The sequence below is a fragment of the Streptomyces sp. Edi2 genome (genome assembly GCF_040253635.1).
GTDB lineage: Bacteria > Actinomycetota > Actinomycetes > Streptomycetales > Streptomycetaceae > Streptomyces.
On sequence record NZ_JBEJGX010000003.1, the window covers coordinates 5739890 to 5763981 of the forward strand.

The following is a 24092-nucleotide window of genomic DNA, read 5'->3' on the forward strand; positions in this document are numbered from 1 at the left end:
CGCGACAGTCGTCCCTCCTCCGGCAGAGATCATCCCTCTTCCGGCGACGGGTCGTCCTTCCTCCGGCAGCGGGGCCCCCCTCTCCCGGCAGCGGGTCATCCCTCTTCCGACATGGGATCGCCCCACCCGGCGTTCTCCGCGATGTCGGGATTGGCCAGCACGTCCGCCGAGCAGTCGTAACGGTGCGCCGTATCGTCGCCCGGCCCGCCCAGCACGGCCGCATGGGTGCGGCCCAGCGCCGGGCTTGCGCCGTAGGTGCACACGAGCTGCGCCAGCGCGAACGACGGCAGGTCGTCCGGCCGGATGCTCAGCCGCAGCGCATCCGCGGGGTCGCCGTCGCGCGGCCCCGTGACCTTGACGTCCCGGGGCAGTGCGCTGCTGAAGCCGGCCTTCTCTTCGTCCGCCGACGGATCGCGCTGCAGCTCGTGGAGCAGGGCACGGGCGGTCGGCAGCCGTGGGTCGTCGGCCTTGGATGGGGGCACTGCCCGCTCGACCTGCGCCAGCGCCGAGCCGCACACCAGATACACGATCGCCTGCGAGCCCGGACCCGTGTCCGTGCCCGCGTCCGCGCCGGACGACGCCGATGCCGAGGGCGCCGGGCTCGCCGGGGCCTTGCAGCTCACCCGTGAGGGCGCGCCGCCCGCGTCGACCGGTACGGACGTGCCCCGGATCCCGCAGCCCGCGGCCGCGAGCGCGAGCACCGCCACGGCGGCGGTGCGCCGTCCTGTGCGCCTGCCCGGCCTCATCGCCCGCCCTCCGTGCCCTCGTCGTCGGCCGTGTCGTCGTTCCGCCGGTCGCCGTCCGTCAGAGGGGAGGCGTCCATCGGCAGGTGCAGGGTGAAGACCGCGCCGCCCTCGGGGAGGTTGGCCGCGGTGATCTCTCCGCCGTGGATATGCGCGTTCTCCAGCGCGATCGACAGGCCCAGACCGCTGCCCTCCGACCGCGGCCGGGAGGCGCTGGCCTTGTAGAAGCGGTCGAAGACGTGCGGGAGGACTTCCTCCGGGATGCCGGGGCCGTGATCCCGGACGCGGATCACCAGCTTCCCGCTCCCGGGCCGCCCCTCGCCCGACGCCTTGCCGGCCCGCTCCGGCCCGCCACCTTCCGTACCGGCCGCCGGCCCACCGGCCACATCAGCCTCGGCCGCGCCGCCTGAACCGCCTGAACGCCCTGAACTCCCAGGACCGCCTGAACCACCCGGACCGCCCGCACCACCCGGACCGCCGCCGGCAGAGACGGCCGTGCTGCCCGTCCGGCCCCCGCCGTCGCTCGCCGGGCCTTCCGTGCTGACCGAAACCCGCACCGGCGAACCACCGTGCTTGAGGGCGTTGCCGATCAGATTCGCCAGGATCACATCGAGCCGCCGCGGGTCCAGCCGGACCACGATGCCGCGGTCCGCGTCCAGTTCGACCGCGTCCAGCCAGGCCCGGGCGTCGATACAGGCGGTCACCTGGTCCGCGACATCGACATCGTCCAGCACGAGACGGGCCGTGCCCGCGTCGAAGCGGGTGACCTCCATCAGGTTCTCCACGAGGTCGTTGAGCCGCCGGGTCTCGCTGACCACCAGCTGCACGGCGGGCGCGATCATCGGGTCGAGGGAGTCGGCCTCCTCCTCCAGCACCTCGCTGACGGCGGTGATCGCGGTCAGCGGCGTCCGCAGCTCGTGCGACATATCGGCGACGAACCGCCGGGACGCCGCCTCGCGCCCGCTCAGCTCCTCGACCCGGTGCTCCAGACGCTCCGCCGTACGGTTGAACGTCCGGGAGAGGTCGGCGAGTTCATCCGTGCCGGTCACCCGCAGCCGGGTGTCCAGCCGCCCCTCGCCGAGCTGCCGTGCGGCATGCCCCAGCCGCTGTACGGGCCGCAGCACCGTCGTCGCGGCGGCCTGCGCCAGCAGGGCCGAGCCGACCAGCGCGAGCGCCGTGGCGATCCCCAGCGACCAGGCCAGTGAGGTGAGGTCCTGCCGCTCGGCGGCCAGGGACTTCATCATGTAGCCGGTGGGCCCGCCGCCGATCACCTTTGCCCCGGCGACGAGGTAGGGCGTGTCCTCGACCTGCTTGCGCTGCCAGTAGAGGTGGTGCGCGTACCGGTTGGACTCGTCGACCGGACGCACCTCGTTGACCGCGTGGCGGAGCTGCACGGGCACGTTGTCGAGCGTCAGCAGGTCCTTGTCCGTGGTGGCCGCGCAGTCCTTGCCCTCGCGGTCCACGCCTATCAGCAGCACCGTGTAGTTCTGCGGCCCTGCCGCCATCTGCCGGGCGGCATCCTGCAGTTCGGCGCACCGCGGATGCAGCGGCAGCGACCGCGTGTTGTCCTCCAGCGCCTTGCGGAAGTCCTTGAGGACGGCGTTTTGCGTGCGGTCCAGAACGGTGTTGCGGTTGAGCCAGTACGCGATGCCCGAGGCGGAGACCGCGGCGGTCAACGCCACCAGCGCAAAGACCACGACCAGCCGCAGCCGCAGGCTGGTCCAGCGCAGCAGCCCCGAGGGGCGGCCGAGCATCCGCAGCACCCGCCGGCCGGCCGCGGGCGCACCGTCGCCGCCGGCCCCGTCGCCCGCACCGTCCTCCGTCGTCGCACCGCCCGTGGAACGCTTGCTCACTGCGGCGAGTCCAGCCGGTAGCCGACGCCGCGGACCGTACGGATCAGGGTCGGGGAGGACGGTACGTCCTCCACCTTCGCGCGCAGCCGCTGTACACACGCGTCCACCAGGCGCGAGTCGCCGAGGTAGTCGTGCTCCCACACCAGCCGCAACAACTGCTGCCGGGACAGGGCCTGGCCGGGCCGGCGGCTCAACTCCAGCAGCAATCGCAGCTCGGTCGGCGTCAGTTGCAGATCCTCGCCGTTCTTGGTCACCGTCATCGCCGACCGGTCGATCATCAGCGAGCCGAACGTCGCGGAGTCACTGGACTCGCGCTCGCCACGGCGCAGTACGGCCCGGATCCGGGCGTCCAGCACCCTTCCCTGCACGGGTTTGACGACATAGTCGTCGGCGCCGGACTCCAGGCCCACCACGACATCGATATCGTCGTTACGCGCGGTGAGCAGGATGATGGGCAGCTGGTCCGTACGCCTGATCCGCCGGCACACCTCGAAACCGTCGATGCCCGGCAGCATCACATCCAGCACGATCAGGTCCGGGCGCTGCTCGCGCAGCAGCTTCAGGCCGTCCTCGCCCGTCGCCGCGGTCACCACACGGTGACCCTGGCGCGACAGCGAGAGTTCGAGGGCCGTGCGGATGGCGTCGTCGTCCTCGATCAGCAACAGGAAAGGCACGTCAGCCATTCTGGCCCATGGGACGCCTGGAGATCGACCAGTGGCGCTCTCGTACACAAGGCCCGCACCCGTGCGGCGTCCGCGACGCGCCGCACCGGCCCCTGTGACAGGCCTGTGACAGTCGGCGGACAACGCGATGAAACTGGGTTGGCAGTCTTTGGGGCATCGGGAGAGATCAACACCCGGACAGCACGAACGAACCGAACGAGCTGGCTCTACGACGGGGGGCGCGAGATGAACACACTGCACGGCACCACTACCAGCGCAGTTATCACGCGGCTCCATGACGTCAGGACCGGCGAGAAGTCCGGTGCAGGCCGGGTGTGCACCCGCAGCATCGGGCGCCAGCGGCCGCCGTACATGGTGGCCATCGACGCCACGACGGTCACGCAGGTCGGGGCCGACGGGGAAAACCGGGGGCACGGGGGCAACGCCGCCCACGGGGGAAACAACGGGGGAACGGAGTACAGGGAGGACACGGGGGAACGGCGCTCCGCGTCGGAGACGGCAGAGGCCGAAGCGGCCTTCACCGCCTACGTCCAGGAGCGCCGCGCCTCCCTGTACGCCACCGCCTACCACCTGACCGGCGACCGCTACGAGGCCGAGGACCTGCTGCAGAGTGCGCTGTTCTCGACCTACCGGGCGTGGGACCGGATCAGCGACAAGGCGGCGCTCGGCGGCTATCTGCGCCGCACCATGACGAACCTGCACATCAGCGCCTGGCGCCGGCGCAAGCTCAACGAGTACCCGACCGAGGAGCTGCCGGAGACGGCGGCCGACGTGGACGCGATGCGCGGCACCGAGCTGCGCGCCGTGCTGTGGCAGGCGCTGGTCCGGCTGCCCGAGACGCAGCGCACGATGCTGGTGCTGCGCTACTACGAGGGCCGTACGGACCCGGAGATCGCGGACATTCTCGACATCAGTGTCGGCACGGTGAAGTCGAGCATCTGGCGCGCCCTGCGCCGGCTGCGCGAGGACGAGGTCCTCAGCTTCGGCCGTGACCAGGAAGAGTCCTTCGGCGAGCTGGTGGCCTGAGGATCGGGGGAGCCCGAGGGGGATCGGGGGAACCGGGGGGAACGCCCGAGGGGGTAAAGGGGATACCCGGGGTACCGGGGATACGGGGGAAAGTAAGGGGAATACGGGGGAAGAGGGAGCGGGTTCGGGCGGCCGGGGGGTCTGCCCGAGCCCGCTTCTTCGTGTGTGGGGCCCGCCCCGGGACGGCCCGTCCCCGGTGCGGCCCCGGCGGCGACCGGCCTCGCTCTACGCGTCCACCGCATCCACCACGTCCGCCGCCCGGTCCGCTCGCGCCGCCGATATACGGGCCAGGGCCTCCGGCTTGGCACAGGGGTGTGCGCCCAGCGCGGCGTGCCGGGCGACGACGGACCTCTCGTTGCGCAGCAGGCGCAGGCCCCGGCGGACGAGGTAGGGGGCCGACTTGCGGCCCTCGCGCAGATCCCGTGCCAGCCGGCGGCGGAAGGTGGTGCCCGGGCGGCCGCGCAGGCACAGCGCGTCGGCCAGCAGTCCCGCCGCATGGCAGTCCGCGATGACATCGGCGGCGAAGATGCCCTCCGCGATGAACAGCGGGGCGCCGCCGAGGTCCAGCCCCGACACGCCGACCCGGGCGCTGGTTGCGATGTCGTAGACCGGCACGTCGGTGCGCCCCGAACGGCACAGCGCGTCGATGGCCGCGACCGCGGCGGCGGCGTCCCAGGACAGCGGCGCGTCCCAGTCGGCGCCGCCGCCGTCGGGCAGTTGCGGCAGCGTCGGGTCCGTCCCCTCCTTGTAGAAGTCGTCGAGACGGAGGACGGGCAGTCCGCTGCGTGCGGCCAGGGAGGTCTTGCCGGAGCCCGAGGGGCCGGTCAGCAGAATGACCCGGGCGCGGGCGCCTCCTTGCTCATGGGGGTCCTCCCGCTCGGGCGAAGCCGAGCGCGGGGGAGGGGCCGGGAGCGCGGGGGAGGGCGGCGGCTGGGTGCGGGAGTGGGAGCTCACGGGCACCCATTGTCGCGTATGGGGCCGTGTGGGGTACCCCTGGCGCGCGAGGTGGATCGGCTCCCCCGCCTCAACTACTCTACGGAGTCAATCGATTACTCGACCGCTCTCGCTCGCGCAGCGCTTCGACCCCTCCGAATCCCCAGGCAGGTGCCCATGCCCTCCCATGCACGTCTCAAGTCCAGCCGCATTCCGCGCACTCTGCTGCGGGCGGGGCTGGTGATCTCCGCGGCCGGTGCCGCGATCGCGGCGGGTGGTGCTGCCACGGCGTCCGCCGCGCCCGCCGCCGCGGAACGCCCCTCCGACACCGGCGCCACCGCCTCGGCACTGACCGGCGCACTGCTGAACTCCGCGGCCGGCCTCAGCACGGTCAAGAACCTCCCGGTGAACCCGCTGGCCAACACCCCCGTCGACCCGCTGGCCAACACCGTCAGCACCCAGATCGCCGACTTCAAGCCGGTGAGCACGTCGCTGCTGACCGGCGCGCTCTCGCACGGCGGTGCGCTCAGGGATCTGCCGCTGGTGGGGACGTTGACGAGGGTGCTGCCGGGCTGAGGGGCGGTGCGGGCGGCGGGCGCTGCCGGTTGCGCCCGCCGCCCGTGCCGGTTGCGGTCGCCGCCGAGGTGGTTGCGCCCGCTGCCGGGCCGGTTGCGCCCGCCGTCGTGCCGGTCCCGGATCAGCGCCCGTGGAAGGCCGTGACCATCGCCTGCATGTCCTCCTGGAACGAACAGCTCAGCGCGAGCCACGAGCCGTCGACGAAGACCAGGTCGAAGCGGCCGCGGGGGAACGTCATGCGCGGCCTGGGCCGCAGCTCCGCAATGTTCGAGAGCTGTACCTGGGCGGCGACTTCCAGCTCGGGCTCGTGCTCCCGCCACCCGGTGGCCTGGTCCGTCAGCACGAACAGCCGCCGGTCGGTGAGCGCCTGGTGCCGGGGCGAGCCGCCCGCGTTGGTGACCTGGACGAGGAACCGGCCGGCCATGCTGGTCCAGCTGCCCTCCATGGGCTTGGATCGCGGAGTTGCCGGGCGGCGGCCGGGCGGGCCACCGGCCGGGATGCCGTCGTCGTGCGGCGAGTCAATAGTAGTTAAAGATGCGGACAGCAGTGTGGGGCCCCGCCCAAAAGCGGGGCCCCACAAGGGCATTGGTGACGGTGCGCCGTAAGACGGCCGGAACAGGCCCGGCGCAGCCCTCCGTCAGGCTTAGACGCCCATTGGATGCCACACGGTCTTCGTCTCCAGGAAGCTCAGCAGGCGGCCGGTGCCGGGGTCGGCGGTCCAGTTCACCGTCCCCGGGCGGAGCACCCGCTTGAGGTTGTCGGCCGCGGCCTTCTCCAGCTCCGTCGCCAGCTCCTGGCCGGCACCCGCGAGATCGAGGGCGTTGACGTCCTGGTGGGCGGCGAGCGGAGCGCCCAGCTCCGCCGTACGGCCCGAGAGGATGTTGACCACGCCGCCCGGGAGATCGGACGTGGCGAGCACCTCGGCCAGCGACAGGGCGGGCAGCGGGGCGTCCTCGGCGGCCGCCACGACCACCGTGTTGCCGGTGACGATCGCCGGGGCGATCACCGAGACGAGGCCGAGGAACGATGAGTCCTGGGGGGCCAGGACCGCGACCACACCGGTCGGCTCCGGGGAGGAGAGGTTGAAGTACGGCCCGGCCACCGGGTTGGCGCTGCCGGCGATCTGGGCGACTTTGTCGGACCAGCCCGCGTACCAGACCCAGCGGTCGATGGCCGCGTCGACCTGGGCGGCGGCCTTCGCCTTCGACAGGCCCTCGGCGGCGGCCACCTCGGCGGTGAACTGGTCGCGGCGGCCCTCCAGCATCTCGGCGACGCGGTAGAGGATCTGTCCGCGGTTGTAGGCCGTGGCGCCCGACCAGCCGCCGAACGCCTTACGGGCGGCGGTCACCGCGTCCCGGGCGTCCTTGCGGGAGGCCAGCGGCGCGTTGGCGAGCCATGTGCCCTTGGAGTCGGTCACCTCGTACACCCGCCCGCTCTCGGACCGGGGGAACTTGCCCCCGACGTACAGCTTGTAGGTCTTGAGCACACTCAAGCGGTCAACAGTGTTCATCAGCGCGCGCCCTCCGGGCTCGACGGGGCGAGGTACGCCTCCAGACCGTGCCGGCCGCCCTCGCGGCCGTAGCCCGACTCCTTGTAGCCGCCGAAGGGCGAGGCCGGGTCGAACTTGTTGAACGTGTTGGACCAGACGATGCCCGCACGCAGCTTGTTCGCCATCCACAGCATCCGCGAGCCCTTCTCCGTCCAGATGCCGGCGGAGAGTCCGTACGGGGTGTTGTTGGCCTTCTCCACGGCCTCCGCGGGGGTGCGGAAGGTCAGCACGGACAGCACCGGGCCGAAGATCTCCTCGCGGGCGATGCGGTGCGCCTGGGTGACGCCGGTGAACAGCGTCGGGGCGAACCAGTAGCCGGAGGAGGGGAGCTCGCAGGACGGCGACCAGCGCTCGGCGCCCTCGGCCTCGCCCGCGTCGGCCAGCGCGGTGATCCGGGCCAGCTGCTCCGCGGAGTTGATGGCGCCGATGTCGGTGTTCTTGTCGAGCGGGTCGCCCACGCGCAGGGTCCGCATCCGGCGCTTGAGGGCGTCCAGCAGCTCGTCGGCCACCGACTCCTGGACCAGCAGGCGCGAGCCCGCGCAGCAGACGTGGCCCTGGTTGAAGAAGATGCCGTTGACGATGCCCTCGACGGCCTGGTCGAGCGGCGCGTCGTCGAAGACGATGTTCGCCGCCTTGCCGCCCAGCTCCAGGGTGACCTTCTTGTCGGTGCCGGCGACCGTACGGGCGATGGCCTTGCCGACCTCGGTGGAGCCGGTGAAGGCCACCTTGTCGATGCCGGGGTGCCCGACCAGGGAGGCGCCCGTGGAGCCGTCGCCGGTGAGGATGTTGACGACACCCTTGGGCAGGCCCGCCTGGCGGCAGATGTCCGCGAAGAACAGAGCGGACAGCGGGGTCGTCTCGGCGGGCTTGAGGACCACGGTGTTGCCGGTCGCCAGCGCCGGGGCGATCTTCCACGCGAGCATCAGGAGGGGGAAGTTCCAGGGGATGACCTGGCCGGCGACGCCCAGGGGGCGCGGGTTGGCGCCGTACCCCGCGTGGTCGAGCTTGTCGGCCCAGCCCGCGTAGTAGAAGAAGTGCGCGGCGACCAGCGGCAGGTCGGCGTCCCGGGACTCGCGGATCGGCTTGCCGTTGTCCAGGGACTCCAGCACGGCCAGCTCGCGCGAGCGCTCCTGGATGATCCGGGCGATCCGGAAGAGGTACTTGGCCCGCTCGGCGCCGGGCAGCGCGGACCACTTCTCGAAGGCCTTGCGGGCGGCCTTCACGGCACGGTCGACGTCCTCGGCGCTCGCCTGGGCGACCTCGGAGAGGACTTCCTCGGACGACGGGGAGACGGTCTTGAAGACCTTGCCGTCGGAGGCCGGGGCGAACTCGCCGTCGATGAACAGGCCGTAGGACGGCGCGATGTCGACGACCGCGCGGGACTCGGGTGCGGGTGCGTAATCGAAGGTCATGGGAGCCTCAGTCCACCGTGACGTAGTCGGGGCCGGAGTAGCGGCCGGTGCTGAGCTTCTGGCGCTGCATCAGCAGGTCGTTGAGGAGGCTGGAGGCGCCGAAGCGGAACCAGTCGGCGGTCAGCCAGGGCTCGCCGAGGGTTTCGTTGACCATGACCAGGTACTTGATCGCGTCCTTGGTCGTACGGATACCGCCGGCCGGCTTCACCCCGACCTGGACGCCGGTCGTGGCGTGGAAGTCGCGGACCGCCTCCAGCATCAGGAGGGTGACCGGCGGGGTGGCGTTGACGGCGACCTTGCCGGTGGAGGTCTTGATGAAGTCGGCGCCCGCGAGCATCGCCAGCCAGGAGACCCGGCGGACGTTGTCGTACGTCTGGAGCTCGCCGGTCTCGAAGATGACCTTGAGGTGCGCGGCCGTGCCTCCCCCAGTCTCCGACCGGGAGGTGCCCCCAGGGCGGGCGCAGGCCTCCTTGACGGCCTTGATCTCCTCGAAGACGTCCATGTAGCGGCCGGAGAGGAAGGCGCCCCGGTCGATCACCATGTCGATCTCGTCGGCGCCGGCCGCGACCGCGTCACGGGTGTCGGCGAGCTTGACCGGCAGCGCGGCGCGGCCGGCCGGGAAGGCGGTGGCGACGGACGCGACGTGGATACCCGAGTCGCCGAGCGCTTCCTTGGCCGTGGCGACCATGTCCGGGTAGACGCAGATCGCCGCGACCTTGGGGCTGGTGCGGTCGGTGGGGTCCGGGTGGACGCCCTTGGCGCACAGCGCCCGGACCTTGCCCGGGGTGTCCGCGCCTTCGAGGGTCGTCAGGTCGATCATCGAGATGGCGAGATCGATGGCGTACGCCTTCGCCGTCGTCTTGATCGAGCGGGTGCCGAGGGTGGCGGCGCGGGCTTCGAGGCCGACCGCGTCGACACCGGGGAGGCCGTGGAGGAAGCGGCGCAGCGCACCGTCGTCGGCGGTCACGTCCGCCATTGACGCCAGACGCCCCGCGGCTTCCTTGCCGTATGCGGGAACAGTGATGGGCATGGTCACGAGGTGAGCATATCTACGCGCGTAGCGCCATGTCATCCCCTTCGGCTGTCCGAATCCGGCCGGACGGGGGCGGGGGAGAGGGGGAGCCGGCGGCCCCCACGTGCCCGGTTACCAGCCCCTGCACGCCCGGTCACCGGCGCCGGATGCGACCGTACCCGGGCCCCGAGGCGCTCCCCGTCCCGCGTGCGAATGATGCCGTAACGCAATGTCCGGCATCCGGACGGTCAGGCAGAATCGGCGGCATGACGACCCAGGACCGGTCCACCCCGCCCCAGCAGCAGTACGCGGAGCGCAGCTACCGCTCGCCCGCGGCCCTCGCGGGCGGCGTACTGCTCCTCCTGCTCGGCGGCTGGCTCGGCGGCGACGCGCTGCTGCGGGGCGCCGCGCACACCAAGCTGATGGCGGTCTTCGCGCTGCTCATCGGCGTGCCGCTGGTGGTCGCCTACACCCTGCGGCCGCTGGTGCGGGCGGGCGATGACCGGCTGATGGTGCGCAATCCGTTCCGTACGGTCACGCTGCCGTGGGGCGCGGTGGAGACGCTGCGCGCGGCGTTCTCGACCGAGGCGGTCAGCAGCTCCGGCACGACGTACCAGCTGTGGGCGATCCCGGTCTCGCTGCGGCAGCGGAAGAAGGCCGGCCGGCAGGCGCGGCGGGGTGCCGCGCCCGGGCCCCGGTTCGGACCGCAGGCCGACGCCGGCCCGGCGCCGCTCGCGCTGGCCGACCAGGCCCTCGCGGAGCTCCGTGAGGTGCGGGAGCGCGCCGAGGGCCGCGAGAGTGCCCAGGGCGAGCCGGTGGTGCGCTGGGCGTACGCGATCATCGCGCCGGTCGTGGTGGGCGCGGCCGGGCTGGCCGTGATGGTGGCGCTGTAAGGGCGGTGCTGTAAGAGCGGCGCTGTAAGGGCGGCGCACCGTCACCCCGCCCCTCAGCAAACCCCTGAGAAAACCCCGGGAGCCCCCTCAGCAAACCCCGGGGGGCCTCCGGAAACCCCGGAAGCCCCCGGAACACCCCTCAGATTCCGGCCGCCGCCGCCATGTCCCGCTTGAGGGACGCCAGCGCCGTGGCGGCCTTCGTCCGGGCCGCGAGCAGCGCCTCGGGAGAGGCCACCGGGACCACGACCTCCAGGTAGCACTTGAGCTTGGGCTCGGTGCCGCTGGGACGGACCACCACGCGGGCGGCCTCGATACCGGCCTCCGGCGAACCGGACAGGTAGTAGCGCAGGCCATCGGTCGGCGGCAGCGTCTCCGTGCCCTGGTTCAGGTCGTCGGCCCGGGCCACGGCCAGGCCCGCCAGCGCGGTCGGCGGCTGCTCGCGCAGCGTGCGCATCGCGTCGGCGATCAGCGACAGGTCCTCGACGCGGACCGAGAGCTGGTCGGTGGCGTGCAGCCCGAATTCCAGCGCCAGGTCGTCGAGCAGGTCGGCGAGGGTGCGCCCGGACTGCTTGAGCTCCGCGGCCAGCTCGGTGATCAGCAGTGCGGCGGTGATGCCGTCCTTGTCGCGTACACCCTCCGGGTCGACGCAGTAGCCGAGCGCTTCCTCGAAGGCGTACCGCAGGCCGTCCACCCGCGCCAGCCACTTGAAGCCGGTCAGCGTCTCCTCGTACGGGAGCGACGAGGCGGCCGCGATACGGGACATCAGCTGGGAGGAGACGATGGTCGTCGCGAAGGTGCCGGACGCGCGCTTGCTCACCAGATGGGCGGCGAGCAGCGCGCCGACCTCGTCGCCGCGCAGCATCCGCCAGCCGTCCGGCGTACCGGGGTCGGGGACGGCGACGGCGCAGCGGTCCGCGTCGGGGTCGTTGGCGATCACGATGTCGGCGTCCGCGGCCCGGTCGCGGGCGGTGGCGAACGCGAGGTCCATCGCGCCCGGCTCCTCCGGGTTGGGGAAGGCGACCGTCGGGAAGTCCGGGTCCGGCTCGGCCTGTTCCGTGACGACCACCGGGGCCGGGAACCCGGCCCGGGCGAAGGCGCCGACGAGGGTGTCCCGGCCGACGCCGTGCATCGGGGTGTAGACGACCTTGGTGTCCCGGGGAGAGCCGGGCGTCAGGACCGCGTCGGTACGCGCCAGATAGGCGTGCAGGACCGCCTCGTCGAGGGTTTCCCAGCCGGCCTCGGGGCGCGGTACGCCGGCCAGCGGGCCGACCGCGGCGATCTCGGCGGCGATCTCGCCGTCCGCGGGCGGCACGATCTGTGAACCGTCGCCCAGGTAGACCTTGTAGCCGTTGTCGCGCGGCGGGTTGTGGCTGGCGGTGACCTCGACACCGGCCACCGCGCCCAGGTGCCTGATCGCGAAGGCCAGGACCGGGGTGGGCAGCGGGTGCGGCAGCACCGCGGCGCGCAGGCCCGCGCCGACCATCACGGCCGCCGTGTCGCGGGCGAAGTCGGCGCTCTTGTGGCGGGCGTCGTAGCCGATGACGACCAGCCCGGCGCCGTCGCCCTGCGCCTTGAGGTACGCGGCGAGACCGGCCGCGGCGCGGATGACCACCGAGCGGTTCATCCGCATCGGGCCCGCGCCCAGCTCCCCGCGCAGCCCGGCGGTGCCGAACTGGAGGGTGCCGGCGAACCGCGCGGCCAGCTCGGCCGCGATTCGGTCGTCGCCGGCGGCGGCCTCGATGAGCTTGGACAGCTCCTCGCGGGTCTCCGGGTCGGGGTCCTCGGCCAGCCATGCCTGGGCCCGGTTGATCAGCTCCGCGGGATCGGTAGCCACGTGATGCTCCTGACGGTGAATGCGGGTGGGGGCGCGCTGGGGGCAGCTGCCGGGGGAGACCCCGCCCGGCTCGTCACGCATACCCGCCCAGCGCATGAGGGGAGCCGCAGAACCGGCCAATGCCGCTGGATGGCAGCGTGCGGGAGACGGCGGCGCCGCACGGCGGGGCGGGCCGGCCGGCGGCCCGGGCGGTGCGGCGGGCGCCCGGCCGGTGCGGTGGGGACGGCGGGGGGCGGCCCGGCGGGTATGTCGCGCACCCGCCGCGGCCGTCGCCCGTCATCGCCCCGGGTCCGGCGCCGGAGCGCCGGGGTGCCTCAGAGCTTGCCGAGCACCTGGGCGAGCAGGCTGCCCATCCGGGTCGCGGAGTCGCGGCCGGCCTGCAGCACCTCTTCGTGGTTGAGCGGTTCGCCCGTCATACCGGCGGCGAGGTTCGTCACCAGCGACAGCCCGAGCACCTCGGCGCCGGCCTCCCGCGCCGCGATGGCCTCCAGGACCGTGGACATGCCGACCAGGTCGGCGCCCAGCGTCCGGATCATCTTGATCTCGGCCGGGGTCTCGTAGTGCGGGCCGGGGAACTGGGCGTAGACGCCCTCCTCCAGGCTCGGGTCGACCTCCTTGCACAGCGCGCGCAGCCGCGGCGAGTACAGGTCCGTCAGGTCGACGAAGTTCGCGCCGGCGATCGGGGAGGTGGCGGTCAGGTTGAGGTGGTCGCTGATGAGGACCGGCTGGCCGGGGCGCATGCCGTCGCGCAGACCGCCGCACCCGTTGGTGAGCACGATGGTCTTGCAGCCGGCCGCGGCGGCGGTACGGACGCCGTGCGCGACCGCGGCGACGCCACGGCCCTCGTAGTAGTGCGTACGGCCCAGGAAGACCAGCGCCCGCTTGTCGCCGATCCGGTACGAGCGGATCGTGCCGCCGTGTCCGGCGACGGCCGGCGGCGGGAAGCCGGGCAGCTCGGTGACGGGGAATTCGTGCTCGGGCGCGCCCAGGGCCTCGGCGGCCGGCGCCCAGCCGGAGCCCATCACCAGGGCGACGTCATGGGTCTCGGCGCCGGTCAGCTGGCGCAGACGGGCGGCGGCGTCGGCGGCGGCGCCCTGCGGGTCGCGCGCGATGTCCGGGGTAACAGATGCGTTCACGCGGACGAGGGTAGCCGGTAATCCCCTACGCGCGTAGATGTGTCTGCTCACGGGACCGGGATCGTTCTCTTGTGGTTTTTGCCAAAGGCGTCGTCCCGGGCGCGTCGCGGCACCCGTACGGCGGTGCGTCCCGGGGTACGCCCGGCGCGCGTCCGGCCCGCGTCCCGTGGTGCGCCCGGCGGTGCCCCCGCCCCGGCCGCCCCTCAGCAGGGCCGCTTGCGCAGCTCCATCACATAGTCGTGCGGTGCGCCCGCCGACTCCGCGGCGTCCGCGATCTCGCCCAGATAGCGGGCGGACGGCAGACCGCCCTCATAGCCGTTGAGGACGTAGATCCACGCCGTCTCGTCGCCGTCGAGGGTGTGCACCCGCACCCGCATCCGGCGGTAGATGTCCATGCCCACGCCCTCCCAGCGGTCCATGGACTCCTCGTCCATGGGCGCGATGTCGTAGAGCGCGACGAAGAGCTGGGAGGCGGGGGATTCGACGACCGTCGCCAGCGCGCCCTCCCAGCCCATCTGCTCGCCGCCGAAGGTGAGCCGCCAGCCGTCCAGCCAGCCGGTGCCGCGCAGCGGCGAGTGCGGTGCGCGGCGGGACATCAGCCGCGCGTCGAGGTTGCCGGCGTACGCGGCGTAGAGCGACATGGTTCCGAGGGTACGGGAGGTTGACCGCCGGGCCCGTGGTACCGGAGGTTCGCACAAGAGGCCTGGCCGGACGCGCCCCGGCTGCCCGTGGAGGGCACAGGCCGCCCCCGGGGGAGAGCGGCGTACGGGTGTGCGGGACAATGGAGTACGTGACTCGGATCGTGATCATCGGTGGCGGACCCGGCGGATACGAAGCGGCCCTGGTGGCCGCCTCTCTCGGCGCGGAGGTGACCGTCGTCGACTGCGACGGTCTGGGCGGGGCGTCGGTGCTGACCGACTGCGTGCCGTCGAAGACTCTTATCGCCACGGCCGAGGTGATGACCACCTTCGATTCGTCGTACGAAGAGCTCGGCATCATCGTCGAGGACGACACCCCGTACAAGGACCGGCCCGCCCGGGTCGTCGGCGTCGACCTCGGCAAGGTCAACCGACGGGTCAAGCGCCTCGCGCTCGCCCAGTCGCACGACATCACCGCCTCCGTCACCCGGGCCGGTGGCCGGGTCATGCGCGGCCGCGGCCGGCTGGAGCCGGGCCAGGCGCCGGACGGCTCCCGCAAGGTGACGGTCACCGCCGCCGACGGTACGACCGAGGGTCTGATCGCGGACGCGGTGCTGATCGCCACCGGCGCGCACCCCCGCGAGATCCCCGACGCGCTCCCCGACGGCGAGCGGATCCTGAACTGGACGCAGGTCTACGACCTCGACGAGCTGCCCGAAGAGCTGATCGTGGTCGGCTCCGGTGTCACCGGTGCCGAGTTCGCCGGTGCCTACCAGGCGCTCGGCTCCCGCGTCACCCTCGTCTCCTCCCGTGACCGCGTGCTGCCGGGCGAGGACCCGGACGCGGCCGCCGTCCTGGAGGACGTCTTCCGCCGCCGCGGCATGAACGTCATGTCGCGCTCCCGGGCCCAGTCCGCCAAACGGGTCGGCGACCGCGTCGAGGTCACCCTGGCCGACGGCCGCACGATCTCCGGTACGCACTGCCTGATGGCGGTCGGCTCCATCCCCAACACCGAGGACATCGGCCTGGAAGCGGCCGGCGTCAAGCTCAAGGAGTCCGGCCACGTCTGGACCGACAAGGTCTCCCGCACCACCGCCCCCGGTGTGTACGCGGCGGGCGACTGCACCGGCATCTTCGCGCTGGCGTCGGTCGCCGCGATGCAGGGCCGGATCGCGATGTACCACTTCCTCGGCGACGCGGTCACGCCGCTGAACCTCAAGACCGTCTCCGCGAACGTCTTCACCGACCCGGAGATCGCCACCGTCGGCTACTCCCAGGCCGACGTGGACAGCGGCAGGATCGACGCCCGGGTCGTGAAGCTCCCGCTGCTGCGCAACCCGCGCGCCAAGATGCAGGGCATCCGCGACGGCTTCGTGAAGCTGTTCTGCCGCCCCGGCACCGGCATCGTCGTCGGCGGTGTGGTCGTCTCCCCGCGCGCCAGTGAGCTGATCCACCCCATCTCGATCGCGGTCGACAACAATCTGACCGTCGAGCAGATCGCCAACACGTTCACGGTCTACCCGTCACTGTCCGGCTCGATCGCCGAGGTCGCCCGCCAGCTGCACGTCCGCAAGACGGCCGGCGAGTAGACCGGCAACGACTGGACGGGCGGCGAGCAGACCGGCAGCGGGACGACAATCGGACGACGGCGGTCGGGCGATGGGAATGTTTGTGCCACTGCTGAGCACTGCGGATGAAACGTGCCTGCGCCGGCCGGGGACCGGTCCGGCCCGCCGGACCGTCGCCGCGGGAGCCTCGCACGGCGGCTGACCAGGCGCCGAGCGGGTCCCGCCGCGCGGCCGTTCGGCGTCCGCACGACATATGCATACCGCATACCACGTCACGCTCCGCGGTGCGCAGAACTTCCGTTAATTGGTGCAACCTGCTGAAAACAGACGGTCGTTGGCGTTACTGTCAGTTTCGTGTTCGCTGCAGAACGTCGCCAATTGATCCTTGAAATGGTGCGCGCCAATGGAGCCGTATCGCTCCGGGAGCTCGCCCGCGTCGTCCAGACCTCCGAAGTAACCGTACGGCGGGACGTGCGGGCGCTGGAGGCAGAAGGGCTGCTCGACCGCCGCCACGGCGGTGCGGTCCTCCCGGGAGGCTTTACTCGCGAATCCGGATTCCCACAGAAGTCCCATCTAGCGACCGCGGAGAAGACGGCCATCGCCGATCTCGCGGCCGGCTTCGTCGAAGAGGGCGAGGCCATCGTCGTCGGCGCCGGAACGACCACCCAGGAGCTGGCCCGCCGGCTCGCCCGGGTCCCCGGTCTGACCGTCGTCACCAACTCCCTACTGGTCGCCCAGGCGTTGGCCCATGCCAACCGCGTCGAGGTCGTGATGACCGGCGGCACCCTGCGCGGCTCCAACTATGCGCTGGTCGGCAGCGGTGCCGAGCAGTCCCTCCAGGGCCTGCGGGTGTCCCGCGCCTTCCTGTCGGGCAGTGGCCTGACCGCCGAGCGCGGCCTGTCCACCTCCAACATGCTCTCCGCCAGCGTCGACCGGGCGCTGGTGCAGGCGGCGGGGGAGGTGGTGGTGCTCGCCGACCACACCAAGCTCGGGTCCGACACGATGTTCCAGACCGTGCCGACGGATGTGATCACGCGACTCGTCACGGACGAGCCGCCGGGCCACGACGACCGCGCCGCCACGGAGCTGCAGGCGCTGGCCGACCAGGGCGTGCAGATCGCCGTCGCCGGCGGCCCGGCCGCGGGCCGCGGTCCGGGACAGCCCGGGATGGAGGGGGGTGCCGGGGACCGGAGAGGCCCCCGGCGGGACGTCCCGCTGCCCGGCCAGCGGCGCAGCCATGCGCCGGGCGGCGGGGGCGGCGGCCCGCAGCTCCGCTCGGCCACCCCCCTGTCCGAGGCCTCGGGCGGCCGGGTCGCCGACCTGGCTCCGCGACGGCGCTGACCCCAGGAGCCGGAGGCGCGCCGCCCGGGCGCGCCGCCCCGGCCCGGGGGCGTCGGCACACTCCTACGGCTTCCGCGCGCCGCCCTTCAGCCCGCTCAGGGTGAGGGTCAGCAGCCGGTCGGCGAGCTGGGGGTCGTCCGGAGACTCCTCCACGGCCAGTGAGATGCCGTTGGTCAGCTGCATCAGATCGCTGATGCTCACATCGGGGCGTACCGCCCCGGCCTGCTGGGCGCGGGTCAGCAGCGCGTCACCGGCCTCCCGCATCGGCACGCTGCACCGCGCCATCCCCGAACTGTCGTCCGCCGATGCCGTCATCAGCGCACGCGACAGCCCGCGGTAGGTACTGGCGTGGGTGATGATCGCGCGCAGCCATTCCACCAGCGCGGCGCACGGCTGCGGCGCGTCCGCGAGCTCCCTGGCGTGCGTCAGCAGGGCGTCCACCTCGCCCTGGAAGACCGCGCCCATCAGCGCCGTCCGGTTCGGGAAGTGGCGGTAGAGGGTCCCGATGCCGACGCCGGCCCGGCGCGCGATGTCCTCCAGCGAGGTGTCCGTGCCGTGCTCGGTGAAGGCCGTACGGGCCTCGGTCAGCAGCCGCTCGTAATTGCGGCGCGCATCGGCCCGCATGGGGCGCACCTCCGGTGTCCGCGCCGCTCCGTCCGGCACCGGCCCCCGCCCCGACTGCCGCTGCCCTGCCGTCTCGGTCCCCATCGCCGTCCTCCCTCGACCGGGCCGGTCGCGGCCCGGTGGGTCCAGGATGCCATTGCGCACCAGGGAGCAGCTCAGGCAGCCGGTCTGCTGCTCCGCGCGGCCACGCAATCCGGGTCGTGGCACCGGACGACCGGTGCGCCCACCGGCCGTCTCCGCCGCACCCGGCCGCTGAGCGCGGCGGCGGCGAACGGCGGGTGCTTTCGCGGACCGCCGTCCACGTTGTCCGTGTCCTCTTCGGCGGATGTTGTTGCGGCCTGCCGAGGGGCCTCTCTCAACTGCCCTTATGCGAGGCCCACTTGGATGCTCGGAGCCCTCCCTGTGGCACCGCGACGTCAGTCCTCCAGTCTCCTGACGCGGTCGCGGAGGGCCGACAGGACGAGGCGGCCGTAGCGGCTGGTGAAGGCGATGGCTGTGACCAGGGTGGCTGCGCCCAGGGCGGCGAGCAGGTGGCCGGGGGCGTGGTCGTCGAGTACCTGGAGGATGCTCAGGGCTGTGCCCAGGGGGAGGCCGAGGATGGTGAGGACGCCGAGGGCGCCGGCGATCTGCTGGCTGTCCTGGGTCTGGACGAGCCGGGCGTAGTCGGCCGCCTCGGAGAGGATTTCCGCGAAGCGGGTCGGCAGGCGGTACTGCGCCTGGTAGGCCAGAAGCAGTTCGTTCGCCGGGCCGTGGGCGGTCAGATGCTGCCGCCAGTACGTGCTGCGGAAGCCGGCGATGTGCCGTTCCAGCGCGGAGACACGGGAGCCGAGCTTCGGGCCGTCGAAGACCCCGGAGAGCGAATCGGTGAGTTCGTCGATGTGGTCGCGCTGAACGGTGCCGAGCAGCAGCGCGTCGAGGTAGATCGTGCGGTGGTGCAGGGCCGCGAAGTCGTAGAAGTCGCCGTCGCCCCGGTCGGGGCGGTGTCCGAGGAACGCCGCGCCGTGGCGGAGCACGAGAGCGCTCCAGTCGGCGGATATCCGCACGGTGTGCTCCGTCTGGGACGGCAGGTTCTCCGGCGCTGCGGGGTAGTCGGTGCCCGTGGACCGGGATGCCAGCTGCCACAGCCAGCCGTCGGCCGTCCGGGGGAGCCGCCCGCCCTGGCGTAGAGCGGCCGTGTGCTCCGCTCCCGGGGTGAGGAACGCGATGGTGTACGGGCGCGCGATGGCAAAGGGCGACTCGACGGCCCTGGGTTCCGCCGCGCCGGCGAGAAGGGCGGCCGGATCCAGAGGGCCGTCGAGGGGATCGGCATCCGCCGTGTGGCGGTGTCCGATGGCCCGCAGGGTCTCCAGGAGCGCGGGGCCTGCCACGGTGAAGTGCAGGACCGCCAGCGCGTGCCGGCGGTGCCGGTCGGTCACGGTGCGCATCACTTCCATGCCGTGCAGATGCAGCGCGCCGTGGGAGATGTCCGCGAAGCGGTGCCAGCGGCAGGGGCGCCCCGGTGTTCCGTACAGGACCCGGGCCGCGGCCGGCGTGAAGTACGTCTGCCGGGTGGGAGTGTCGGTGCGGCGGCTGCCGAGCTCGAACGGTAACGGTCCCTCGGCCCACGAGGGCAGAGCGGGGAGCTGGACGGGGAGGATGACGGTGATCGCCTGGCGGACGCCCGTCAGGGAGCCGAGTTCCATGGTCACGGGCTGGGTGCCTCCTCCTGCCTGCGCCTTCCGGCGCCGGCGTGATCTGCGTGGGGCCTGGGAACGGTTCCTTGTCCCCACGCGAGGACGCCGCACGCCGCCGCCCCGTTCCCGTCGCCGGCCAGAGGCGCCCCGACGCGGTGAACCGTCTCGGGCGGTCCTCCTGGCCGGTGACTCGCCGGTGCGGCGTGTCCGGCCCGCCGGGTGGACGCGCGGAAGAGGGCCGGTGAAGCCCCGGCGTCCCCCCGTGGTCGCGCAGCCGAACACCGTGCCGGGGCCGCAACGTCCCGCCGCGAGTGGTCATCAAACCAGGCGCAACGAGGTCTTCCGGGGGTTTCCGGAGGCTCTGGAATACGCCGTGACGGGCCGCCGGGGAAGCGGAGCGCGGCGCGGAACACCTGAGGAAGAGTCATGGGACTGACCAGCCGATCGCTGTTGTATGCCGTGGCCGCGGTCGCCGTGGTCTGCGTGGGGCTCACGCTCTGGCTGTGGCCGCGGTTCGCCGGGCGCGGGCCGCGGGCGCTGCTGGGGCGGCTGGGGGTGATCGCCGCGACGCAGCTGGCCGTCGTGGCGGCGCTCGGGCTTGCCGTGAACGCCAATTTCCAGTTCTACGGCTCCTGGCACGAACTGCTCGGGCTGTACGACGATGCGCCGGCCGCCGTCGGCAAATGGGGCGACGCGGGGACGGCCGGGCCCGCCGGCGACCCGTCGAAGGGCCTGGTGCAGGCCTCGGGGGCGGACGGGCTGGACAAGGTGCACGGTCTGCCGAAGGGGGAGCCGTCCCTGGTGGGCAAGGTCGAGCCCGTGCGGATCGTCGGAAAGCGGACCCGGGCGGTGGACCCGGCGTACGTCTACCTGCCGCCGCAGTACTTCCAGCCCCAGTACGCCCGCCAGCGGTTCCCCGTCATCGTCGCGCTCAGCGGCTATCCGGGGGGCACCTTCCTGCTGGGCCAGCACCTGCGGCTGCCGCAGACCGCCGGCCGGCTGATCCGGGAAGGCCGGATGCAGCCGACCGTCATCGTGATGCTGCGGCCCACCATCGCGCCGCCGCGCGACACCCAGTGCGTCGATGTGCCGGGCGGCCCGCAGGCCGAGACCTTCTTCGCCCGCGATGTGCCGGACGCGCTCAAGTCCCGCTACCGCGTCGGCCACGACCCCGGCGGCTGGGGCGTCATGGGCTACTCGTCGGGCGGCAGCTGCGCGCTCCAGCTCGCGATGCGGCATGACCGTACGTACACCTCGGCGGCCGCCCTCTCGCCCGACTACAACGTCAGCAACGACCCCACTACCGGCAATCTCTTCGGCGAGGGACGGGGCCGGGTCCGCAACCGCCAGGAGCACGACCTGATGTGGCGGCTGCGGCACCTGCCCGCTCCCCGGGTGGACGTCCTGGTGGGCACGAGCCGCACCGGCGAGAAGAACTACCCGGCGGCCCGGGCCTTCCTCGCCGCGGTCCGGCCTCCGATGAAGGCGGACTCGATCGTCCTCGCCCACGGCAGCCACAACTTCGCCACCTGGCGGCGCGAACTGCCCGCCGCGCTGCAGTGGATGAGCCGGTCACTGAGCTTTCCGGAGGACGTGGTGGGCAACTCGTAGCGGGGCGGAACGGATGCGAGGGGCCCCCGGCCGGTGCCGGGGGCCCCTCGCGCGTGGACGGGACGCCGTCGCGTCAGTCCTTGATCTCGCAGATCACGGCGCCGGACGTGAGGGCGGCGCCGACCTCGGCGGTCAGGCCCTTGATGGTGCCGGCGCGGTGCGCGTTGAGCGGCTGCTCCATCTTCATGGCCTCCAGGACGACGACCAGCTCGCCCTCGGCGACCTGCTGGCCCTCCTCGACGGCCACCTTGACGATGGTGCCCTGCATCGGGGAGGCGAGCGCGTCGCCGGACGCGGCGGAGCCGGACTTCTTGGCGGCCTTGCGCTTGGGCTTGGCACCGCCGGCGACCGCGGCCCGGGCCAGCGGCATGCCCAGCGAGGACGGCAGCGAGACCTCCAGGCGCTTGCCGCCGACCTCGACGACGACCGTCTCGCGGGAGTCGGCCTCGCCCTCGTCCGCGCCCGGTGCGGCGAACGGGGGAATCTCGTTGGCGAACTCGGTCTCGATCCAGCGGGTGTGGACCGTGAACGGCTCCTTGGAACCGGTGAGTTCGGGTGCGAACGCCGGGTCCGTGACGACCGCGCGGTGGAAGGGGATGGCGGTGGCCATGCCCTCGACGGTGAACTCCGCCAGCGCACGGGCGGCACGCTGCAGGGCCTGCTCACGGCTGGCGCCGGTGACGATCAGCTTGGCGAGGAGGGAGTCCCAGGCCGGGCCGATGACGGAACCGGACTCCACGCCCGCGTCCAGGCGCACGCCCGGACCGGCCGGGGCGGCGAAGGCGGTGACCGTGCCGGGGGCCGGGAGGAAGTTGCGGCCCGGGTCCTCGCCGTTGATACGGAACTCGAACGAATGGCCGCGGACGGCCGGGTCGTCGTAGCCGAGCTCCTCGCCGTCGGCGATCCGGAACATCTCGCGGACCAGGTCGAGGCCGGTGACCTCTTCGGTGACCGGGTGCTCGACCTGGAGGCGGGTGTTGACCTCCAGGAAGGAGATGGTGCCGTCCTGGCCGACGAGGAATTCACAGGTGCCGGCGCCCTCGTAGCCGGCCTCCTTGAGGATGGCCTTGGAGGCGCGGTACAGCTCGGCGTTCTGCTCCTTGGTCAGGAACGGGGCCGGGGCCTCCTCCACCAGCTTCTGGTGGCGGCGCTGCAGCGAGCAGTCACGGGTCGAGACCACGACGACATTGCCGTGCTTGTCGGCCAGGCACTGGGTCTCGACGTGCCGCGGGCGGTCGAGGTACCGCTCGACGAAGCACTCGCCGCGGCCGAACGCGGCAACCGCCTCGCGCACCGCGGAGTCATACAGCTCCGGGACCTCGTCGAGGGTCCGGGCGACCTTCAGACCACGGCCGCCGCCACCGAAGGCCGCCTTGATCGCGATCGGCAGACCGTGCTCCTTGGCGAAGGCCACGACCTCCTCCGAACCGGAGACCGGGTCGGGGGTGCCGGCGACCAGCGGGGCACCGGCCCGCTGGGCGATGTGCCGGGCCGCGACCTTGTCACCGAGGTCGCGGATGGCCTGCGGGGGCGGCCCGATCCACGTCAGCCCCGCGTCCAGGACGGCCTGCGCGAACTCGGCGTTCTCCGACAGGAAGCCGTATCCCGGGTGGATGGCGTCCGCACCCGAATCGGCGGCGGCAGCCAGGACCTTGGCGATGTCCAGGTAACTGGTGGCAGGAGTGTCACCGCCCAAGGCGTACGCCTCGTCTGCCGCGCGTACGTGCAGTGCGTCCCGGTCGGGGTCGGCGTAGACGGCCACGCTTCCGATCCCCGCGTCCCGGCATGCACGGGCAACGCGAACAGCGATTTCGCCACGGTTGGCGATGAGCACCTTGCGCACGATGGGTCCTTCCTTGGCGCTTCGCCGTAACAAATGGATGCGGCGATTTTAGGGACTGGCGACACCGCGTGCCGACCCGTTCCCTGGGGTGAGCTTGCCCACACGGAGTGTGCTCGGGGCGCCAGTGAGGAACCTAAGTCCCCTGGTATCCCAGGGTAGGCCTGGATTCCTGGGCTTCGCGTCGCGCCCCGGTGTGGCTTAGGTCTCGCGCTTCGGGCGTCCAGCGGATCGTCAATTCTTTGTGGAGTCCCTACGAATGGGCGAAGGAAACTTTGCGGGCGGCTCGGTCCGTCGGCGTGCCGTCACCCATCCGGTCGCCGTCGCCCGCACCCGCCCGCGCACAACCCTTGCCCAGCTTTTACCTTCCGCAGAACTCTTCCCCAGGAGGGGGGACCCCCATGTAGCGTGCGCGATGTCCTGTACCCCGCGGTAACAGGGGCGTCAGCGGCATCTGTGGCAGCAGTGGCATCAACGGCATGAGGCGTCGGCAGGGCGCGTCGGCCCGGCACATGGCGGAAGTGGGTGGACGTGGTGGTGGCACGACGGCCGGTGGCCTTGGCCGCGGCGGTGGTACTGGTCCTGGAAGCGTTCGGGATCGTGCTGCTCAACTGGATTCTGAGCATCGTCGTGGACAGGCAGCAGATGTCCCTGGCCGGGCTGCAGCCCCGCGCGATGTCCGCCGGCTCGTGGGTCGGCGGCATCGTCTTCGGCCTCTACCTGCTGTTCTGCGCCGCCGTTCTGCTCCGCACCGCGATACGCGACCGCGCCCCCGGCGGCTTCACCCGGATCGCCCTCATCAGCTGCGCGGTGGTGCACGGCGTGCTGGGCGCCTTCGCCGTCGGCCTGGTCGGCTGGGTGGCCTTCCTCGCGATGACGGTGGTGCTGGCGCTGCTGGTGCTGACCCTGGTGGCGTACGGGGAGGGGCGTCCGGGTGAGGAGCGCGGGGCCCCGGAGAACGGCACGAACTCCCCGAATGCCCCGAACACCCCGAACTCCCCGAATGGAGCATCGCCCGCGGCCCCTTCGTCCGCCTGACCGCCCCGGACACCACCGGCCGAGCAGGCCCGAACTCCGGCCGCAGTGGGCCGGATCGAGGCCGTCCGGAGCCCCGCGACACGCCCGGGTAGGCTCACGCGCGGTGTCG

Annotated in this window: 21 protein-coding genes; 7 read left to right on the forward strand and 14 right to left on the reverse strand. The window is 72.5% G+C overall.

Features of this window, described 5'->3' with window-relative positions:
* Positions 1-95 precede the first annotated feature (95 nt).
* From ABR737_RS28745 to afsQ1, 3 genes are read right to left on the reverse strand one after another with little or no spacing between them, the layout of a single operon-like run.
* Positions 96-746, reverse strand: coding sequence for a hypothetical protein (locus tag ABR737_RS28745; protein WP_350253403.1), 651 nt, complete (start codon positions 744-746; stop codon positions 96-98).
* Entirely contained in the window at positions 743-2596 is a 1854-nt protein-coding gene (locus ABR737_RS28750; RefSeq protein WP_350253405.1) for an ATP-binding protein, read from the reverse strand. Before ABR737_RS28750 ends, ABR737_RS28745 begins: the two co-directional genes overlap by 4 nt.
* Positions 2593-3270, reverse strand: a complete 678-nt coding sequence (gene afsQ1, locus ABR737_RS28755; protein ID WP_048830120.1) for a two-component system response regulator AfsQ1 — start codon at positions 3268-3270, stop codon at positions 2593-2595. The genes ABR737_RS28750 and afsQ1 overlap by 4 nt, the downstream gene beginning before the upstream one ends.
* A gap of 234 nt (positions 3271-3504) precedes the next feature.
* Here afsQ1 and ABR737_RS28760 point away from each other — a divergent pair, with 234 nt between their 5' ends.
* Positions 3505-4305 carry a SigE family RNA polymerase sigma factor gene (locus tag ABR737_RS28760; RefSeq protein WP_350253406.1) on the forward strand — a complete coding sequence of 267 codons (801 nt, stop codon included), beginning with the start codon at positions 3505-3507 and terminating at the stop codon, positions 4303-4305.
* A gap of 225 nt (positions 4306-4530) precedes the next feature.
* Here ABR737_RS28760 and ABR737_RS28765 read toward each other — a convergent pair whose 3' ends face one another.
* A complete protein-coding gene (locus tag ABR737_RS28765; RefSeq protein ID WP_502964390.1) occupies positions 4531-5259 on the reverse strand; it encodes an ATP-binding protein in 729 nt (242 codons plus the stop codon).
* A 156-nt stretch (positions 5260-5415) separates the two neighbouring features.
* Between ABR737_RS28765 and ABR737_RS28770 the strand changes: the two genes are divergently transcribed.
* Entirely contained in the window at positions 5416-5814 is a 399-nt protein-coding gene (locus ABR737_RS28770) for a hypothetical protein (protein WP_350253408.1), read from the forward strand.
* A 121-nt stretch (positions 5815-5935) separates the two neighbouring features.
* On the opposite strand, the gene ABR737_RS28775 is transcribed toward ABR737_RS28770, so the two are convergent.
* From ABR737_RS28775 to deoC, 4 genes are all read right to left on the reverse strand, one after another.
* Positions 5936-6259 carry a hypothetical protein gene (locus ABR737_RS28775; RefSeq protein WP_350253410.1) on the reverse strand — a complete coding sequence of 108 codons (324 nt, stop codon included), beginning with the start codon at positions 6257-6259 and terminating at the stop codon, positions 5936-5938.
* Between the two features lie 198 nt (positions 6260-6457).
* Positions 6458-7324: an aldehyde dehydrogenase family protein gene (locus ABR737_RS28780; protein ID WP_350253411.1), complete on the reverse strand. Its 867-nt coding sequence runs from the start codon at positions 7322-7324 to the stop codon at positions 6458-6460.
* Entirely contained in the window at positions 7324-8775 is a 1452-nt protein-coding gene (locus ABR737_RS28785) for an aldehyde dehydrogenase family protein (protein WP_350253413.1), read from the reverse strand. The genes ABR737_RS28780 and ABR737_RS28785 overlap by 1 nt, the downstream gene beginning before the upstream one ends.
* A 7-nt stretch (positions 8776-8782) precedes the next feature.
* Entirely contained in the window at positions 8783-9805 is a 1023-nt protein-coding gene (gene deoC / locus ABR737_RS28790; RefSeq protein ID WP_350256953.1) for a deoxyribose-phosphate aldolase, read from the reverse strand.
* 248 nt (positions 9806-10053) lie between these two features.
* Between deoC and ABR737_RS28795 the strand changes: the two genes are divergently transcribed.
* Positions 10054-10680 carry a PH domain-containing protein gene (locus tag ABR737_RS28795; RefSeq protein ID WP_350253415.1) on the forward strand — a complete coding sequence of 209 codons (627 nt, stop codon included), beginning with the start codon at positions 10054-10056 and terminating at the stop codon, positions 10678-10680.
* Between the two features lie 139 nt (positions 10681-10819).
* Here ABR737_RS28795 and ABR737_RS28800 read toward each other — a convergent pair whose 3' ends face one another.
* The 3 genes from ABR737_RS28800 to ABR737_RS28810 form a co-directional block, all read right to left on the reverse strand.
* Complete coding sequence (locus ABR737_RS28800) at positions 10820-12514, reverse strand: phospho-sugar mutase (protein ID WP_350253416.1); 1695 nt, start codon at positions 12512-12514, stop codon at positions 10820-10822.
* A gap of 314 nt (positions 12515-12828) precedes the next feature.
* Positions 12829-13650, reverse strand: coding sequence for a purine-nucleoside phosphorylase (locus ABR737_RS28805; protein ID WP_350253417.1), 822 nt, complete (start codon positions 13648-13650; stop codon positions 12829-12831).
* Positions 13651-13853: 203 nt separating this feature from the next.
* Positions 13854-14291 carry a gamma-glutamylcyclotransferase family protein gene (locus ABR737_RS28810; RefSeq protein ID WP_311627088.1) on the reverse strand — a complete coding sequence of 146 codons (438 nt, stop codon included), beginning with the start codon at positions 14289-14291 and terminating at the stop codon, positions 13854-13856.
* A 140-nt stretch (positions 14292-14431) separates the two neighbouring features.
* Between ABR737_RS28810 and ABR737_RS28815 the strand changes: the two genes are divergently transcribed.
* Both ABR737_RS28815 and ABR737_RS28820 read left to right on the forward strand, forming a co-directional pair.
* The gene (locus tag ABR737_RS28815; protein WP_350253419.1) at positions 14432-15877 is read left to right on the forward strand and encodes an NAD(P)H-quinone dehydrogenase; all 1446 of its coding nucleotides are present in this window, start codon (positions 14432-14434) and stop codon (positions 15875-15877) included.
* 333 nt (positions 15878-16210) lie between these two features.
* Complete coding sequence (locus ABR737_RS28820) at positions 16211-17197, forward strand: DeoR/GlpR family DNA-binding transcription regulator (protein ID WP_350253420.1); 987 nt, start codon at positions 16211-16213, stop codon at positions 17195-17197.
* A gap of 63 nt (positions 17198-17260) precedes the next feature.
* On the opposite strand, the gene ABR737_RS28825 is transcribed toward ABR737_RS28820, so the two are convergent.
* On the reverse strand, positions 17261-17821 hold the full coding sequence (locus ABR737_RS28825; RefSeq protein ID WP_350256954.1) for a TetR/AcrR family transcriptional regulator: 561 nt from the start codon (positions 17819-17821) through the stop codon (positions 17261-17263).
* Between the two features lie 416 nt (positions 17822-18237).
* Positions 18238-19503 carry a hypothetical protein gene (locus ABR737_RS28830; RefSeq protein ID WP_350256955.1) on the reverse strand — a complete coding sequence of 422 codons (1266 nt, stop codon included), beginning with the start codon at positions 19501-19503 and terminating at the stop codon, positions 18238-18240.
* Positions 19504-19920: 417 nt separating this feature from the next.
* On the opposite strand from ABR737_RS28830, the gene ABR737_RS28835 reads away from it, so the two are divergent.
* The gene (locus ABR737_RS28835; protein WP_350253421.1) at positions 19921-21105 is read left to right on the forward strand and encodes an alpha/beta hydrolase; all 1185 of its coding nucleotides are present in this window, start codon (positions 19921-19923) and stop codon (positions 21103-21105) included.
* Between the two features lie 73 nt (positions 21106-21178).
* Here the strand turns inward: ABR737_RS28835 and ABR737_RS28840 are convergent, their stop codons facing one another.
* Positions 21179-22948 carry an acetyl/propionyl/methylcrotonyl-CoA carboxylase subunit alpha gene (locus ABR737_RS28840; RefSeq protein ID WP_350253422.1) on the reverse strand — a complete coding sequence of 590 codons (1770 nt, stop codon included), beginning with the start codon at positions 22946-22948 and terminating at the stop codon, positions 21179-21181.
* Positions 22949-23482: 534 nt separating this feature from the next.
* Between ABR737_RS28840 and ABR737_RS28845 the strand changes: the two genes are divergently transcribed.
* Entirely contained in the window at positions 23483-23983 is a 501-nt protein-coding gene (locus ABR737_RS28845) for a hypothetical protein (RefSeq protein ID WP_350253424.1), read from the forward strand.
* Positions 23984-24092 lie beyond the last annotated feature (109 nt).